This window comes from Dorea sp. D27 (genome assembly GCF_001185345.1).
Classification (GTDB): Bacteria; Bacillota; Clostridia; order Lachnospirales; family Lachnospiraceae; genus Extibacter.
The window spans coordinates 77,685-92,138 of sequence record NZ_KQ236744.1 but is presented as its reverse complement, the minus strand read 5'-3'; the positions used below and the strand labels follow the sequence as shown (position 1 = coordinate 92,138).

15 protein-coding genes are annotated in these 14,454 nt (G+C 44.3%); 5 read left to right on the top strand and 10 right to left on the bottom strand.

Features of this window, described 5'->3' with window-relative positions:
• Positions 1 to 5: 5 nt before the first annotated feature.
• The 3 genes from HMPREF0980_RS06910 to HMPREF0980_RS06900 form a co-directional block, all read right to left on the bottom strand.
• On the bottom strand, positions 6 to 686 hold the full coding sequence (locus tag HMPREF0980_RS06910; protein WP_049728435.1) for an N-acetylmuramoyl-L-alanine amidase family protein: 681 nt from the start codon (positions 684 to 686) through the stop codon (positions 6 to 8).
• 107 nt (positions 687 to 793) lie between these two features.
• Positions 794 to 2,788, bottom strand: a complete 1,995-nt coding sequence (locus HMPREF0980_RS06905; protein ID WP_084002686.1) for a glycosyl hydrolase family 18 protein — start codon at positions 2,786 to 2,788, stop codon at positions 794 to 796.
• 54 nt (positions 2,789 to 2,842) lie between these two features.
• Positions 2,843 to 3,106 (bottom strand): hypothetical protein, encoded by a 264-nt coding sequence (locus tag HMPREF0980_RS06900; RefSeq protein WP_049728434.1) that lies wholly within the window; start codon positions 3,104 to 3,106, stop codon positions 2,843 to 2,845.
• A gap of 471 nt (positions 3,107 to 3,577) precedes the next feature.
• Here HMPREF0980_RS06900 and HMPREF0980_RS06895 point away from each other — a divergent pair, with 471 nt between their 5' ends.
• Positions 3,578 to 4,306, top strand: coding sequence for an adaptor protein MecA (locus tag HMPREF0980_RS06895; protein WP_049728433.1), 729 nt, complete (start codon positions 3,578 to 3,580; stop codon positions 4,304 to 4,306).
• Between the two features lie 146 nt (positions 4,307 to 4,452).
• Here the strand turns inward: HMPREF0980_RS06895 and HMPREF0980_RS06890 are convergent, their stop codons facing one another.
• Positions 4,453 to 4,656 carry a DUF1858 domain-containing protein gene (locus HMPREF0980_RS06890; protein ID WP_006443542.1) on the bottom strand — a complete coding sequence of 68 codons (204 nt, stop codon included), beginning with the start codon at positions 4,654 to 4,656 and terminating at the stop codon, positions 4,453 to 4,455.
• A 460-nt stretch (positions 4,657 to 5,116) separates the two neighbouring features.
• Positions 5,117 to 6,019, bottom strand: coding sequence for a C40 family peptidase (locus HMPREF0980_RS06885; protein WP_049728432.1), 903 nt, complete (start codon positions 6,017 to 6,019; stop codon positions 5,117 to 5,119).
• A 274-nt stretch (positions 6,020 to 6,293) separates the two neighbouring features.
• Between HMPREF0980_RS06885 and HMPREF0980_RS06880 the strand changes: the two genes are divergently transcribed.
• The 4 genes from HMPREF0980_RS06880 to trhA all read left to right on the top strand — a co-directional run bounded on the left by HMPREF0980_RS06880 (position 6,294) and on the right by trhA (position 9,180).
• The gene (locus HMPREF0980_RS06880; RefSeq protein ID WP_049728431.1) at positions 6,294 to 6,692 is read left to right on the top strand and encodes a Fur family transcriptional regulator; all 399 of its coding nucleotides are present in this window, start codon (positions 6,294 to 6,296) and stop codon (positions 6,690 to 6,692) included.
• 108 nt (positions 6,693 to 6,800) lie between these two features.
• Positions 6,801 to 7,343, top strand: coding sequence for an NADH peroxidase (locus tag HMPREF0980_RS06875; protein WP_049728430.1), 543 nt, complete (start codon positions 6,801 to 6,803; stop codon positions 7,341 to 7,343).
• A gap of 100 nt (positions 7,344 to 7,443) precedes the next feature.
• Positions 7,444 to 7,980: a rubrerythrin gene (gene rbr / locus HMPREF0980_RS06870; protein ID WP_049728429.1), complete on the top strand. Its 537-nt coding sequence runs from the start codon at positions 7,444 to 7,446 to the stop codon at positions 7,978 to 7,980.
• A 537-nt stretch (positions 7,981 to 8,517) separates the two neighbouring features.
• Entirely contained in the window at positions 8,518 to 9,180 is a 663-nt protein-coding gene (trhA, locus tag HMPREF0980_RS06865; RefSeq protein WP_049728428.1) for a PAQR family membrane homeostasis protein TrhA, read from the top strand.
• 36 nt (positions 9,181 to 9,216) lie between these two features.
• Here the strand turns inward: trhA and HMPREF0980_RS06860 are convergent, their stop codons facing one another.
• The 5 genes from HMPREF0980_RS06860 to HMPREF0980_RS06840 all read right to left on the bottom strand — a co-directional run bounded on the left by HMPREF0980_RS06860 (position 9,217) and on the right by HMPREF0980_RS06840 (position 14,450).
• A complete protein-coding gene (locus HMPREF0980_RS06860; protein WP_049728427.1) occupies positions 9,217 to 9,507 on the bottom strand; it encodes a GIY-YIG nuclease family protein in 291 nt (96 codons plus the stop codon).
• 148 nt (positions 9,508 to 9,655) lie between these two features.
• A complete protein-coding gene (locus tag HMPREF0980_RS06855; protein WP_049728426.1) occupies positions 9,656 to 10,411 on the bottom strand; it encodes a M23 family metallopeptidase in 756 nt (251 codons plus the stop codon).
• Positions 10,412 to 10,457: 46 nt separating this feature from the next.
• Positions 10,458 to 11,348: a SpoIID/LytB domain-containing protein gene (locus tag HMPREF0980_RS06850; protein WP_049728425.1), complete on the bottom strand. Its 891-nt coding sequence runs from the start codon at positions 11,346 to 11,348 to the stop codon at positions 10,458 to 10,460.
• 40 nt (positions 11,349 to 11,388) lie between these two features.
• A complete protein-coding gene (locus HMPREF0980_RS06845; protein WP_049728424.1) occupies positions 11,389 to 11,985 on the bottom strand; it encodes a hypothetical protein in 597 nt (198 codons plus the stop codon).
• 2 nt (positions 11,986 to 11,987) lie between these two features.
• A complete protein-coding gene (locus HMPREF0980_RS06840) occupies positions 11,988 to 14,450 on the bottom strand; it encodes a glycogen/starch/alpha-glucan phosphorylase (protein ID WP_049729145.1) in 2,463 nt (820 codons plus the stop codon).
• Between the last annotated feature and the right edge of the window lie 4 nt (positions 14,451 to 14,454).

The window sequence follows — 14,454 nt, the reverse complement described above, 5'->3', positions numbered from 1 at the left end:
ACACTCTACTGTGACAGACAAGTTTGGATTCCTTGTACAATCGCGTCAGCCAGCTTATCCTGGTATTCTTCCGTAACGAGCTTCGAAGCCTCATCCGGATTGCTCAGGAACCCGCATTCCACGATAATTGTGGGAACCTCTGTCCTCTTTAGCAGATAATATGTATCATTGGCCTTCGCCTGCCTCGTGTTGTCTTTATCTACTGCAAGCAGTGCCTTCTGCATCAGCTCTGCCGTGTTTTTGCCATCCTCGGAATGGCTGTAGTAGAATACCTGGGCCCCCCGGATATCCGCATCCTGATAGCTGTTCTGGTGGATGCTTACTACCATGGCGGGCTTAGTCTCGTTAATCAGCTGTACCCTTGCCTTCATATCCTGAACTTTTTTGTTAGAGTCCCCCTCTTTTGCCAGTGTCGTGTCGTCTTTACGGGTCATGACGACCTCGATTCCGTTTTTCTTTAGTCTTTTTTCTACTTTTTTGGCTATAGCCAGGTTTATATCTTTTTCATTCGCATCATTTACTCCTATCTTGCCGGGATCATTCCCACCGTGGCCGGAGTCGACCACTACCACCTGTTTCCCTTTCTCCACCTTGTCTCCCGATACATATTTTCCGATATTTCTGCTGACCGTTATAAGTCCTGCAAGCAGCAGCACGAGAAGAAGAAACTCTACTTTTTTGCGCAATAAAATACCTCCTGTCAGTCTATATTGGTTAAATATATGACTGACCGAGGTATTTTATTTTTATGTGACAGGAAAATCGTCTGTAAATCTCCTGTTACATTGCAATTTTAATTTACATACTTCAGTATCAGCTGCCATACGTTCGGATCTTCCAAACCTAGCGCCCATGCGGCGGTGCCTGCAAGCTTGTTCTGCTTCATAAGTTCCAGCTTCGTCTCCAGCGATTTTTCATCTTCCAGCCAGATTTCGTATGTCACGCCTTCGCTTTCCCATCTGGCATAATTCTGCTTAGCTGTATCATCCCATGTAATCTCTGCACCAGCTTGCGTTACGACTTCTTTGGCTTCTGTCATTCCATAAGCTTTGCTTTCGACCTTCATGGCATACTCGCCTTCTTCTGTGCCTTTCTGGCTGGCAAGCTCCTCCTCTGTCTTCGGAGTCTCCTCCCAGAGCCTTGTAAAGAACGGAATACCGCTTATTACCTTGTCTGCAGGCACTTCTTTCAGCGTCTCTGTTATCCCTTCTTTCACAAAGTCATAAGACGCCACCGAGCCCGCTTCCGGTGAACCGGCGTAATGCTCATCATAACCCATGATTACGACATAATCTGCCACGATTCCCTGCTCCTTGCGGTCATACTGCATATTGAAGCCCTTCGGTACATAGTTGTCCACTGAAAGCACGAGCCCGTTCTGCCTGCAGCGTACGGAGAGCTCGCGGATAAACTGTATATAGTGTTCCCCACATTCTTCGGATATCTTTTCAAAATCCACATTGATTCCATCGATATTGGACTGAAGCGCCTCCGCAACAAGCTGGTTGATCAACGTTTCCCGCTTGGACGTATAGCTCAGCAAAGCATAGCTTTCGTCATAAGAGTTGATGCCGCCGTCAAAATCCCGTATCGTCGCCCAGACTTCTATGTTCGCCTGATGTGCGTAGTTGACGTAATCTGTCGAAGCTATAGAATCCATATTTCCATCCGTATCCTTCACATGGAACCATGTCGGCGCAATTGTCGTCAGACCCTTGCTCTCTGCAATCTTCTGCAGCACGCTGCTGTTGGCGTCACTGTTGGTCACGTTGTGCCATGCCATGTTGATTGTGTAGTCCTTGGAAATGTTCGTGAATTCCTGTTCTTCAAACTTTCTCGTTACGTTCTTCTTCTCAGCGTCTTTGAGCGCACTGTTTTTCACATAACCGATAAATCCGTTTTTCGTACGGACTTTTTTCCAGTTATCTTCGTTTTCTACGACAGTGACATTCTCACCCTTTTTCATCTCAGTAAGGACCGGGCTTTTGACTCCGCCCTGATATCTTACTTGTGTGTCTTTCTTGACTTCAGCTACCGTATGTTCGCCCCAGTCGCCGACAATGACGACACGTTCAGGATTATCATACACTTCATAGTCGATATTGGTATACTGCTGGACAAAGTCCAGGGCTATATAAGCCGTGCTTCCTTCTGTTTTTAATATGACGTAGTCTTCGCTGTTCTTATCTTTGGAGACAGTATAATCCTTGCTTCCCACTTCTACCGATACCATATCCTTCGGCAGCGTGTAAAGGAGTATATTCTCGTTAGGGTCCCAGTAGAATCTGCTGTTGATATAGTCACGGACAATCTCATACTGGATATAGGCTTTGCCGTCTGCAATCATGCCTTTTGGCGCCACCACTTCGTTATTGACTACAATAGCCAGCTGTCCTTCTTGTTCTATTCCATAATATTTATCCAAATTAGCCTTTTCTTTGGAAGGGCTGTACCTCTTCCACAAAAATACTGCTGCTATCGCTGCTATTATTAAAATAACGGTAAGGCATATCCGTATGCCCAGGTTTCTCCGTCTCCGTCTCTTTGTCTGCGGTCTTCTGGCTGCCGGCCTTCTGTTGGCCGGTCTTCCCGTCTGCGGTCTTCTGTTAGGATTCCTCGAAGCCTGGCTTCTTCCCGACTGGCTCCTCGCCCCCTGAGGCCTGGAGCTCTGTCCTCTTATGTCCTGCCCTCTCGCTGTCTCGCTCCTCTGGGCCCGCTGCCTGTCCGGATGTTCTGTACTCCCAGACCGGTCCGAAGCTGTGCGGCTTCTTCTTTGTCTTTCATCCATGCTGCACCTCCTACTAGACCCTATTATAGCAATAATTGCGACACTCGTCATTAACTATTTCGACATTTTCTTATTATTTTGAGGGGTATCTACGGCTGCGGTTTCCTCCTGCAGCTCAACGTGATGAAAGCATACTTCTTTAATGTCCCCTTCCTCGTTCAGTACATAATCTCTCATATACGCGATATCTTCCCTTATCATATGAGCTTCTACAATCTGCATCGGACTGGCGGGATCGCCTTCCATAGACAGGCTGACACCTTCCTTCTCATAATCTGCAAGCTCATGATATAGATATTTATAAATCTCATTTTTCATCTCTTCGTATCCTCCGATAACATTGCGATGATAGCTACGGCTGTATGCGCATATACTGTTAATACGCGGCCAGAGGAAATGCTTCGTGATACATAGGCCGTATATGCGGACCCGCTGCGTAAAAAATAGAAGATAGTTCTGCATTTTGTTAAAATTAAATTGTTCCTCGTGATTGTCTGAATCAGTTCTATTCTGGTTGTTTGTGAAATGTCTGCCTGAACCGGCAATGTAACTTATCTGATTTGCTGTTGATAGATTCTTAAATAGAGCTTACATTGAGAATTATTTGTAAATACTTAAAAAAGTCTCCCTCCTTTGTTCTAAGAACGTAGCTATCAGGGAAAACTATCTTCTAGTATCGTCATTATATATGATTGATTTTGCAAACGCAAGCACTTTTTTATTTTATACTTATTTTATTGAACATCCCGCGTTTTCTATGCTATACTAAATTAGAAGGAAGTGATGAATATGAAGATTGAAAAACTCAATGACAATCAGATACGCTGTACTTTAACGCGTGCCGATCTGGCAGCCCGCCAGCTTCAATTGAGTGAGCTTGCCTATGGAACCGAGAAAGCTAAGTCACTTTTCCATGATATGATGCAACAGGCAGCCTTTGAATTTGGATTTGAGGCAGAGGATATACCTTTAATGATTGAGGCTATACCTGCTTCTTCCGATTCTATCGTGCTGATAATTACTAAAGTCGAGGACCCTGAGGAACTCGATACCCGATTTTCAAAATTTTCACCATCTCCGGGTGGTGACTGGGATTCAAAGAAAAATGAGGCCCCTGACAAACTGGATGGCGCCGAGACGCTCTTAGATCTGCTTGGCAAGGTAAAAGAGAAGATTGGCACACAGGAGGAGAACTCCGGCGAAGATACAAAAGAAGTCCAGAAAACAAGCCTCCGCTTATTCTCATTTGCAACAATGGACAGTGTCATTCAGGCTGCGCGCCTGCTTAGCGGCATGTACAACGGTTCCAACACCCTGTACAAAGACCATGGCGAAGACGTATACATTCTGGCTCTGACACAATCAGACCATAAGACGAATGATTTTAACCGCATATGTAATATGCTGTCGGAATATGGCTCTTTGGAAAAGGCTTCCGGTGCAACGCTGGCGTTTCTGGAAGAACATTGTGAGATTCTGATATCTGCCGATGCAGTACAGAAGCTTGCTGTAATTTAATAACGAAGTCTGCCGCCCGTCATCTGGTTTTCCAGCTGCCGGGCGGTGTCTTTTCCAAGGGGATATGTAATACGACCGCTATCCTTTTTGTTCGAAAAAAAAGCGCCCCGGCTTGTCCCGGAGCACTTTTTATATGCGTTGTCTCATTAAGCATTCAAAAACGCATTAATCTTCTCTTCTAATAAGTCTGCATCTATGCCATGAACCATAGCCGCCTCAGCCAGAGACTCTCCCTGCGCGGACGGGCAGCCAAGACAATGCATTCCGATTTCCATGAGTATTGGTGCAACATCCGGGTTGATGCTGAGGATTTCCCCAATAGTCATATCTTTACTGACTTTTGCCATCATGACGCCTCCTTTTCTCTCTAAGTGTCTCCATTATATACGCATTTTATCATTGTGTAAACATTTTCCGTCAATTAATTCCTAAAATTTGACTTCTCAAATGTCAACATCTTTTTCACTTTTTTTCGACAAAATATAATTTTTATTATAACTTCACAAAACGTCTGTTCTTTTATTTGCCTTGAGTAATCCACCAAAATACTATCTTTTTATGTGGATAATGTGGATAAATTTTGAAAAACTGCACTTTTTCCACCTTTTTCACTTGTTTTGATGTGGATAACTTGGATAAGTCCTTTTTACATTATTTCCCTATTTTTTACATTTTTGTGTAAATTGTACACCCAGTCGACAAAAACCTCCATTTCCAGTAATTTCCATGTCGGAATTTATAGGTTAATCTTGTCCTCAAAAGAAAAAGCCCCTCTCTGCCGCGGGGCTTTTCCTATGCTTTTGTATCTATCTAAATTAGTCGTCTTACAGTAAGAATGTTCGTGTAAGTGGCCGGCAGGATGCCGATTCCTCTGGCACTGTTGATCGCATTCACAATCTGTCCGTCTCCCATGTAGATTCCCACATGTCCGTCATAGAGTATGATATCTCCCGGGATGGCCTGGTCATAGCTGACAGGCGTTCCGACATTTTCCATATCCCATGTCGTCCTTGGCAGGCTGACTCCGAAGTGGGCATATACCGACTGTACGAACCCGGAGCAGTCGGCACCGTTTGTGAGGCTTGTACCACCCCATACGTACGGGTTTCCGATGAACTGACATGCATAATCTACAACAGCCTGTCCCGTTCCGGCTTTCGCCTGAGCCTCTTCTTCCGCTTTAGCTGCTGCTTCTGCTGCTTCCTGGGCCAGCCTTGCCTCCTCTTCCTCTTTTGATTCCGCGTAAGTAAATGCCTCTTCTGGGGCCTCGGCCTCCGAGCTCTGCACCATTTCCTGTGCCTTCTGCTCTGCGTTATTTCCTATTATAATGTACTCAGAGTATACATAGCCTGTAACAGAACCGGACTGGATCTTCGTCCATTCTCCCACCGGACCTATGACTTTGGCCGCATAATCAGGATATAACTTACCTACCCACTCACTTTCTTTCGTTGGTTCACTCCTTATATAAAGAAATGACTGAACATTGGCAAACGCCATATCTAAATACTCACCCTTACGTGTAGGTACGAGATAGTCTTCTACTTCTATATCATTTTGTGAAGTATAGCAATCATTCAGTACCTCCTCAATTCCAACGCTCGGCATTATTCCTGAAGCATCCGTATCTGCAGCCGATGCTGTGACAGGAAAAGATGCTATAGCTCCTGTAATAGTAACTAGGAACAATCCCTTTCTAAGAATAGAATCCATAAACTCCCTCCTTTATGTTTTCTTATCTTTTGTAATTGTTACAGAATTGTTACATATGTTACGGTGATATTATATCAATGCTGTACACCAATGTCAAGGCTATTTTACTGTGTTTTTGTCGCCATGTTTCTTCCTTTTTTTACCATTTTCTAGCTATTATATCATTATAATTGTTACAAATTGTTACATACATGATTTTGGAGTTGACAAATGTACTTCCCTGCTTTATACTAATTATAGTAATTGTTATTATTATTGAAAGGAGGATGCGTAGATGGCAAATTTAAAATACAGCAGGCAGAGGGCCTCTATTAAAGACTATCTGGCCGGCACTGTGGAACACCCTACAGCCGATACCGTATATATGCACGTCAAAGAAGAGTTTCCCAATATCAGTCTTGGTACTGTTTACCGTAATCTCAATCTACTAGCTGATATAGGCGACGCAGTCAAAATTACGACCCCTGACGGCGGCGACCGTTTCGACGGGCGGACGGAGCCTCATTACCATGTAGTATGTGGATCATGCGGTAAAGTAGAAGATCTTGAGATGTCGTCTGAAGAAATTGCTTCTATAAATGATGCGGCAGATTCGATCTTTGACGGGAAGATTACATCTCACAGCACCCTTTTCTATGGTACCTGCAAAGAATGCCTGGAAAAAGAAAAATAAATTTAAAATTAGGATTGACAAAAGATAATATATATGCTAAATTAATATCAGTAACTATTACTAATATTAAAAAATAAAAATAACATAAAAGAAAAGGAGAGATTTATCATGAAAAAATTTGTATGTACAGTATGTGGTTATGTTCACGAGGGAGAGGCTGCACCAGCTGAATGTCCAGTCTGCCATGCACCGGCTGAGAAGTTCAAGGAGCAGACAGGTGACAGAGAATGGGCTGCTGAGCACGTTGTAGGCGTAGCAAAAGGCGTAAGCGAAGACATCCTTGCTGACTTAAGAGCTAACTTCGAGGGTGAATGTTCCGAAGTAGGCATGTATCTTGCAATGGCTAGAGTTGCTCACAGAGAAGGCTATCCGGAAATCGGCTTATACTGGGAAAAAGCTGCTTATGAAGAGGCTGAGCATGCATCTAAGTTCGCAGAGCTGTTAGGCGAAGTTGTTACAGACAGCACAAAGAGGAACCTCGAAATGAGAGTAGATGCTGAAAATGGAGCAACTGCAGGTAAATTTGATCTTGCAAAACGCGCTAAAGCTGCTAACCTGGACGCAATTCATGATACAGTTCATGAAATGGCAAGAGATGAAGCACGTCACGGAAAAGCATTCGAAGGCTTATTGAAGAGATACTTTGGATAAGATATAATAGAGTAAAAGGCAGCTTATGCTGTGGAATATTAACGTAGGACGGTGTAAATCTGAGATTTCACCGTCCTCAATTTCAAAGGAGGATTTTGATATGTCAAAGTATGCAGGAACAAAAACTGAAAAGAATCTTATGGAGGCTTTTGCAGGTGAATCACAGGCGCGCAACAAATATACATACTATGCTTCCGCTGCAAGAAAGGCTGGTTTTGTCCAGATGTCTAACATTTTCCTGGAGACAGCTGATCAGGAGAAAGAGCACGCCAAATTATGGTTTAAAGAATTTCACGGAATCGGCGATGTAGAAGCAAACCTTGAAGACGCTGTTGCAGGTGAAAATTTCGAGTGGACAGACATGTACAAACGTATGGCTGAAGAAGCAAGAGAAGAAGGATTCGAGGATCTTGCGAAGAGGTTCGAAGGCGTAGCCGAAGTCGAAGCTGCCCATGAGAAACGCTATGGAAAGCTGCTCGAAAGCTTCAAGGCTGGCAAGACTTTCAAGGGAGACGCTCCGCTTGGCTGGAAATGCAACAACTGCGGATACATCTACTACGGAGAGGAAGCTCCGGAAGAGTGTCCGGTCTGTGCACATCCAAGAGCACATTTTGAACGCAAAGTCGAGAACTATTAATCATTAATAATGTTGGGGACGGAGGAAATTGAAAAAAACTCCGTCCCCAATTTTTTGGGTTTAGCTGGTTCTTTCGCCAATCACCATATTCCCGGTGTGGCTGTCTGTCTTTCCATTGCGGTCCACATAATATGCACCTGATTCCAGGAGAGCTCGACGGGCTCTTGTTTTGGATCCGATGGGCATATCTCTTACATTCCGGCGCTGTTTTCATACTACGTCCTCCTTTGATACAAAACTGAATATCACCAAAAAAATTAATCATCTGCGCTAATTTTACAATTGTCCTGTTGTTCCTGTTAATAGGATATGTCAAAATAAACCAGTAATATTAAAAAGGGACAGGGAAAAACGAGTTGGGAAAAACGAGTTGGGGACGGAGGTTTTTTAATTTTCCTCCGTCCCCAACTCGTTTTTCCCTGTCCCTTTTTTTAATTCAGGGTTGCAATTTTATTATAATGGGTATAATATACTCATATAGGATATGTAGTTTTCATTACTACATATTGATTTACCAATATTTCAGGAGGCAGTATTATGGCAGAAGTAATCAAATCACATATTAAAGATCCAGGAAGTGCAATAACACATTTTATAGGTATGCTGATGGCAGTCTTCGCAGCTGTACCTTTATTGATAAAGGCGGCTAATGAGCCGAGCAGAATTTATATCATATCAATTACAGTATATGCAATCAGTTTGATATTACTATATGCAGCAAGCACTATTTATCATACATTTAATAAATCTGAAAGAATAAATACTATTTTGAAAAAGATTGACCACATGATGATTAGCGTATTGATAGCTGGCAGCTATACCCCAATATGTCTGTTAGTGTTGAAAGGAAAACTCGGAGTTATACTCTTGTCTGTCGTATGGGGAATAGCGATAGTCGGCATACTCATCAAAGCATTTTGGGTATATTGCCCAAAGTGGATATCATCCGTATTATATATCGGAATGGGATGGACTTGCGTACTTGCATTCACTCAGATACTGAATTCATTGACCCCGGCCGCATTCGGGTGGCTATTGGCTGGCGGTATCATATATACTATAGGGGGCGTTATCTATGCACTGAAACTTCCTATATTTAACACAAAGCATAAATATTTTGGAAGCCATGAAATATTCCACCTGTTTGTTATGGGGGGAAGCGTATGCCACTTTATACTTATGTATGTATTTATACTATAAAGGGACGGGAAAAACTGAAATGGGGACGGAGGAAATCTAAAAAACCTCCGTCCCCATTTCAATTTTCCCTGTCCCTTTATGCTCTTCGGCGTTCTTCAGCAGCATTTCTTTTTCTTTCCGTTTCATATGTTTTATTGCATATTCTCTGCTCATCGCTTCATTTTTTGTTCTGTACTCTTCATAATATACTAGCTCCACAGGCCGCCGCATCCGGGTATATTTGCTTCCCTTTCCGCAGTTATGGGCGCTGAGACGCTTTTCTAAGTCATTTGTCCATCCAGTATACAATGTACCGTCCTTACACTTTAATATGTATGTATAATTCATAGAGCTGAATCCTTTCTTCTTCTGCCTTATATTATAAGCTTAGCCTTTTTACTTGGCAACACTGGGGACACGTATATTTTTAAAAGGGACACCATAAATCGAATTAGGGACGGAGGTTTTTTTATTTTCCTCCGTCCCCATCATCTTTTTATTCTGCGAGGTATTCCATCGGGTTTACTGGCTGTCCGTCTTTTCTCATTTCAAAGTATACGTTGCTGCCTTCTACGCTGTAGTATTTTGTCGGCTGGCTTATATAGCCGAGCACGCTTTTGGCCTCTACATAGTCACCTACTTTAACCGGTACTTCTTTTAGCTGTCCGTAGAAAAGTTCGTATCCGTTCCCGATATCTACGTTTACTGTTGTTCCTGTCTCCGCGCTCACGTCGATGGATTTGATGATTCCCGGTGCTGCTGAGATGACCTGGTCACCTTCCGCACCTGATATTACCAACGCCGGATTGTATTTATACTGGTCCAGTGTTGAAAAATAAACTGTTTTATCCATGCTGTAGTTCATCAGGATGTTGCCGTTTACCGGCCACAGCAGCTGGCTGTCTTCTGTAAAATGTACAGATGTTCCTGATCCAGCCGTCGTCTGGGTATTTTGATTTTCATTTGCGGCCGCTCCGTCTGCCGTATCATCCGAGCTGTCACTTTCGTCTTGCTTATCATTCTCTGTTGTATTAATGACAAGATCATTGTTCGCTGTCTCGGTTGGTTCTTCCGTCTTTTCCTCTTTTGTGTCATCGGTTTCTTCCGCCTGTGCGAGCTGTTGTTCCTCCTGGGTTTTCCTATAATCCCTGAATGTATATGTTCCAACTATTGCAATCGCTGCCACAAAGCATACTACTACTGCGGCGGTAGCACCTTTTCTTTTCTTTGCTGGTCTTTGCCTCTTATTCATTTTTTATCACCACCTCTGACTATATTTTTGCCAGATAGTGATATACTTATTCCGTGTCTATTAATATTTCTGCTACTTCTTTTATTTCTGTCCCTTCAAAAAATTTTTGAAGTATTTCCTTATAGTCTTTTCCCTTTTTTGCCATCTCATTAGCAGTATACTGGCTCATGCCAAGTCCGTGGCCTACTCCCCGTGTCGTTATCCTGAGCTTCCCGTTATATTTCTGCAGAGTAAAGCAGCCAGATGCCAGTCCGTATGTAGTGCGGAATTCTTCTCCGCTTATGTTCTCCTGACCTACGCGGACACTTGTAACATATCCGGCTGTGTCAAAGGCGGTCACTTCAGCATCCATATCGTCTATCGTCACCGTCTGTATCTGCTCCTCCGCTTCAATGTCAAGCGGACAGTCTACGATTTTTAGATAAGGATAATCCTCACTTCCAAGCGCCTCTTTCCCGTCACGCGTACTTCCGTTGCTGATACGGAAGAATGGAGTCACGGCCAGATTCTCTCCATACATCAGTATATGGCCTTCGGTATCATTCCAAGCCTTTTTCAGCCTGTCATAATACTTGGAATATTTGCTCACTCCCCATGCATCTTCCATCTGCTTTGTCGTCCAGAACTCATCCGACAGCACGGTATCGCTGCCTGCTTCCCTTATCTTTTTGTAAACATCCGTACGTACAAGTACGGCCTGGGCCTTCAGCGCTTCTTCTTTATACGACGCAGGAATCTCCCGCGCCAGAATACCGATACAGTATTCTTCAATCGGCATCTTAACTTCCTCTCCGGACGCTGTCTTTACTTTGACATACGTGCTGTCCACATGGGAGGTTGCCGTAATGCTTGGCCCATTTAAAAATACGGTCACTACATACGGTAATAGTATTATGATGATAAGATAACATCCCCATTGTTTCAGTCTTTGCCGCATAAAAAACCCTCCCATACACTGTATGGAAGGGTAGGAAGATTTATTCCCTGTTTCTGATAATAAAGAAGTAAACTGCCGTATATAGGGGGACAAATACACCGAGCACCGCATGTGTCACAGCATAGTTCCCATCCGTGTATCTTTCATATATCTGACGGTTCACAAGCACCGTAAGCGTCTTCTGCACCGCCGCCGCAATCAGAGTAAAAAGGCTGAGTCCCAGGACCGCCAGCAGCATAATACCACTCCCGAAGCCTGAAAATATATCAGAAAAAGTATAGTAAGAATTATAAGCATAGTCGGACAGACGAACGATATTGGCCAGCATTCCCGCCCAGACGATCACGGTAAATATTCCGGTTATGACTCCCGATGCTATCGGTATCACAAGAAGCCATATGCCTGGATTATCCATCCTCCGCTCCTTGAATTCCAGAGTGCCGCACAGCTCTCCCTGATAGTAAACTCTCGCATAAGGAACAAATGCAAGCCACGGGTATCTCATCCCCCTTTTTTTACCGAGTGTATACATACCGATTCCCTGCAATATATAGGATGCCAGCGCGGCAATGCCTATAACGCCCAGAATCAGAAGATACATCAACAATACTACTGCCAGACCACTGCTTTCATGCATAGTTATACCTCCACAGTCAGTTTATCGAGATGCCAGATATCCTTTACATACTCTTCAATCGTTCGGTCGGATGAAAACTTCCCACAGCTCGCCGTATTCAGAAGTGCCATCCTGGCCCATCTGTCACGGTCTCTGTATGCTGCCTCAACCTTTTCCTGAGCCTCCGCATAAGCCCTGAAATCCTTCAGGATGAAATACATGTCTGCCCTGCTGCTGCTCTTCGTATTCAGAAGTGAATTATACAAGTCGCGGTACATCTCACGGTTGCCGTATCCGTATGTTCCATCAACCAGCTGGTCGACCACACGGCGGATATCATGGTCACTGTTATATATCTCTATTGGGTTATAGCCCCCATTCTGTTCAAAACCGATAACTTCATCTGAGCTCAGTCCGAAGATAAAGGCATTCTCAATCCCCACTTCCTGCACTATCTCAACATTAGCCCCGTCCATCGTGCCAAGCGTGGGCGCCCCATTCAGCATAAACTTCATGTTACCTGTACCCGAAGCCTCCTTGGACGCGGTAGATATCTGCTCACTCACATCCGCTCCTGCAAATAGCAGTTCAGCGTTGGACACACGGTAATCCTCAATAAACACTACCCTGAGCTTCCCGTTGATGCTGCGGTCATTATTGACGACATCAGCCACTGAGTTGATGAGCTTGATAATCTGCTTTGCACGTATATATCCTGCAGACGCCTTAGCCCCAAATATAAAGGTCCTTGGATAGAAACTCTTTTCCGGATGCTCCTTAATCTGATTGTACAGATACATCACATGTAGGATATTCAAAAGCTGGCGCTTATATTCATGAAGGCGCTTCACCTGTACGTCAAATATCGAGCGGGGATCGATTTCAATCCCATTATGTTCCAGTATATATTGTGCCAGCCGCTCCTTATTTTTATACTTGATGCTCATGAATTCCTTAAGAGCTTCCCCGTCATCGGCCCATTTCTTAAGTCCGTCCATAAGTGATAGGTCGGTTATCCAGTCCTTCGTACCGAGCTTGTCGGTCACCCAGTCCGCAAGCAGAGGATTGCCGTGCATAAGGAACCGCCTTTGCGTGATGCCGTTCGTCTTATTGTTGAACTTCGCTGGCATCATCTCGTAGAAGTCACGCAGCTCCTGCTTTTTGAGTATCTCCGTGTGAAGCGCTGCCACACCGTTCACGGAATATCCTGCGACAATCGCAAGGTGGGCCATCTTAACCTGCCCATCCATGAGTATAGCCATTCTCTTTACCTTGCCTTCATCACCCGGATACTGATGCCGGACCTGTTCTACGAAGCGGCGGTCAATTTCCTGTATAATCTGGTAGACACGAGGGAGCAGTCTTGAAAACAGGTCAATCGGCCACTTCTCCAGAGCCTCTGCCATAATCGTGTGGTTCGTATATGCGCAAGTATGTGTAGTAATCTCCCATGCTTCGTTCCAGCCAAGCCCCTCCTCGTCAAGAAGGATACGCATCAGCTCCGCGACTGCGACGGTCGGATGCGTGTCATTCATCTGGAATGTCACTTTCTCCGGAAGCTTATGGATATCATCATGCGTCGTCTTATACTTCGCTATCGCCTGCTGTATGCTTGCAGATATGAAGAAATACTGCTGCTTCAGCCTCAGCTCTTTTCCCGCATAATGGTTATCATTCGGATACAGCACCTCGACAATGTTCTTGGCAAGATTTTCCTGCTCTACAGCCTTGTGGTAATCCCCACGGTCAAACTCATCCAGCTGGAAGTCAACAATCGGCTCTGCATCCCAGATACGAAGCGTATTGACCATATGGTTGTTATAGCCGACAATCGGCATATCGTAGGGAACCGCACGTACAGATTCATAATGCTCCTGTACGAAATGCGTCTTTCCTTCCTCGTCATATTCGACACGGATATTTCCCCCAAAGCGCACTTCCTTGGCATATTCCGGACGTCTAAGCTCAAAAGGGTTGCCGTTTTTAAGCCAGTTGTCAGGTGTCTCTATCTGATAGCCGTCCTCAATCTTCTGTTTGAACATCCCATAGCGGTAACGGATGCCACACCCATATGCGGCATACCCGAGCGTTGCCAGGGAATCCAGAAAGCATGCGGCTAGACGGCCTAGACCTCCGTTGCCCAGGGCCGCGTCCGGCTCTTCATCTTCTACAGAATTCAGGTCAATGCCCATCTCATCCAGCGCTTCTGCCACTTCGTTATATGCGGTCATATTGATCAGGTTATTTCCCAGTGCCCTGCCCATAAGAAATTCCATAGACATGTAATACACTATCTTCGGATCCTGCTCTTTATAAGCCTTCTGTGTTGCAATCCAGTCATCTATGATGACTTCCTTTATCGCATAAGAAACTGCCTGGAACAGCTGCTGAGGAGTCGCCTCGTCGACAGCCTTACGGAATAAAGTCTTTACATTGTTCGTAACCTCTCTCTTAAACTTTTCCTTTTCAAATATCGGATTATACATATTT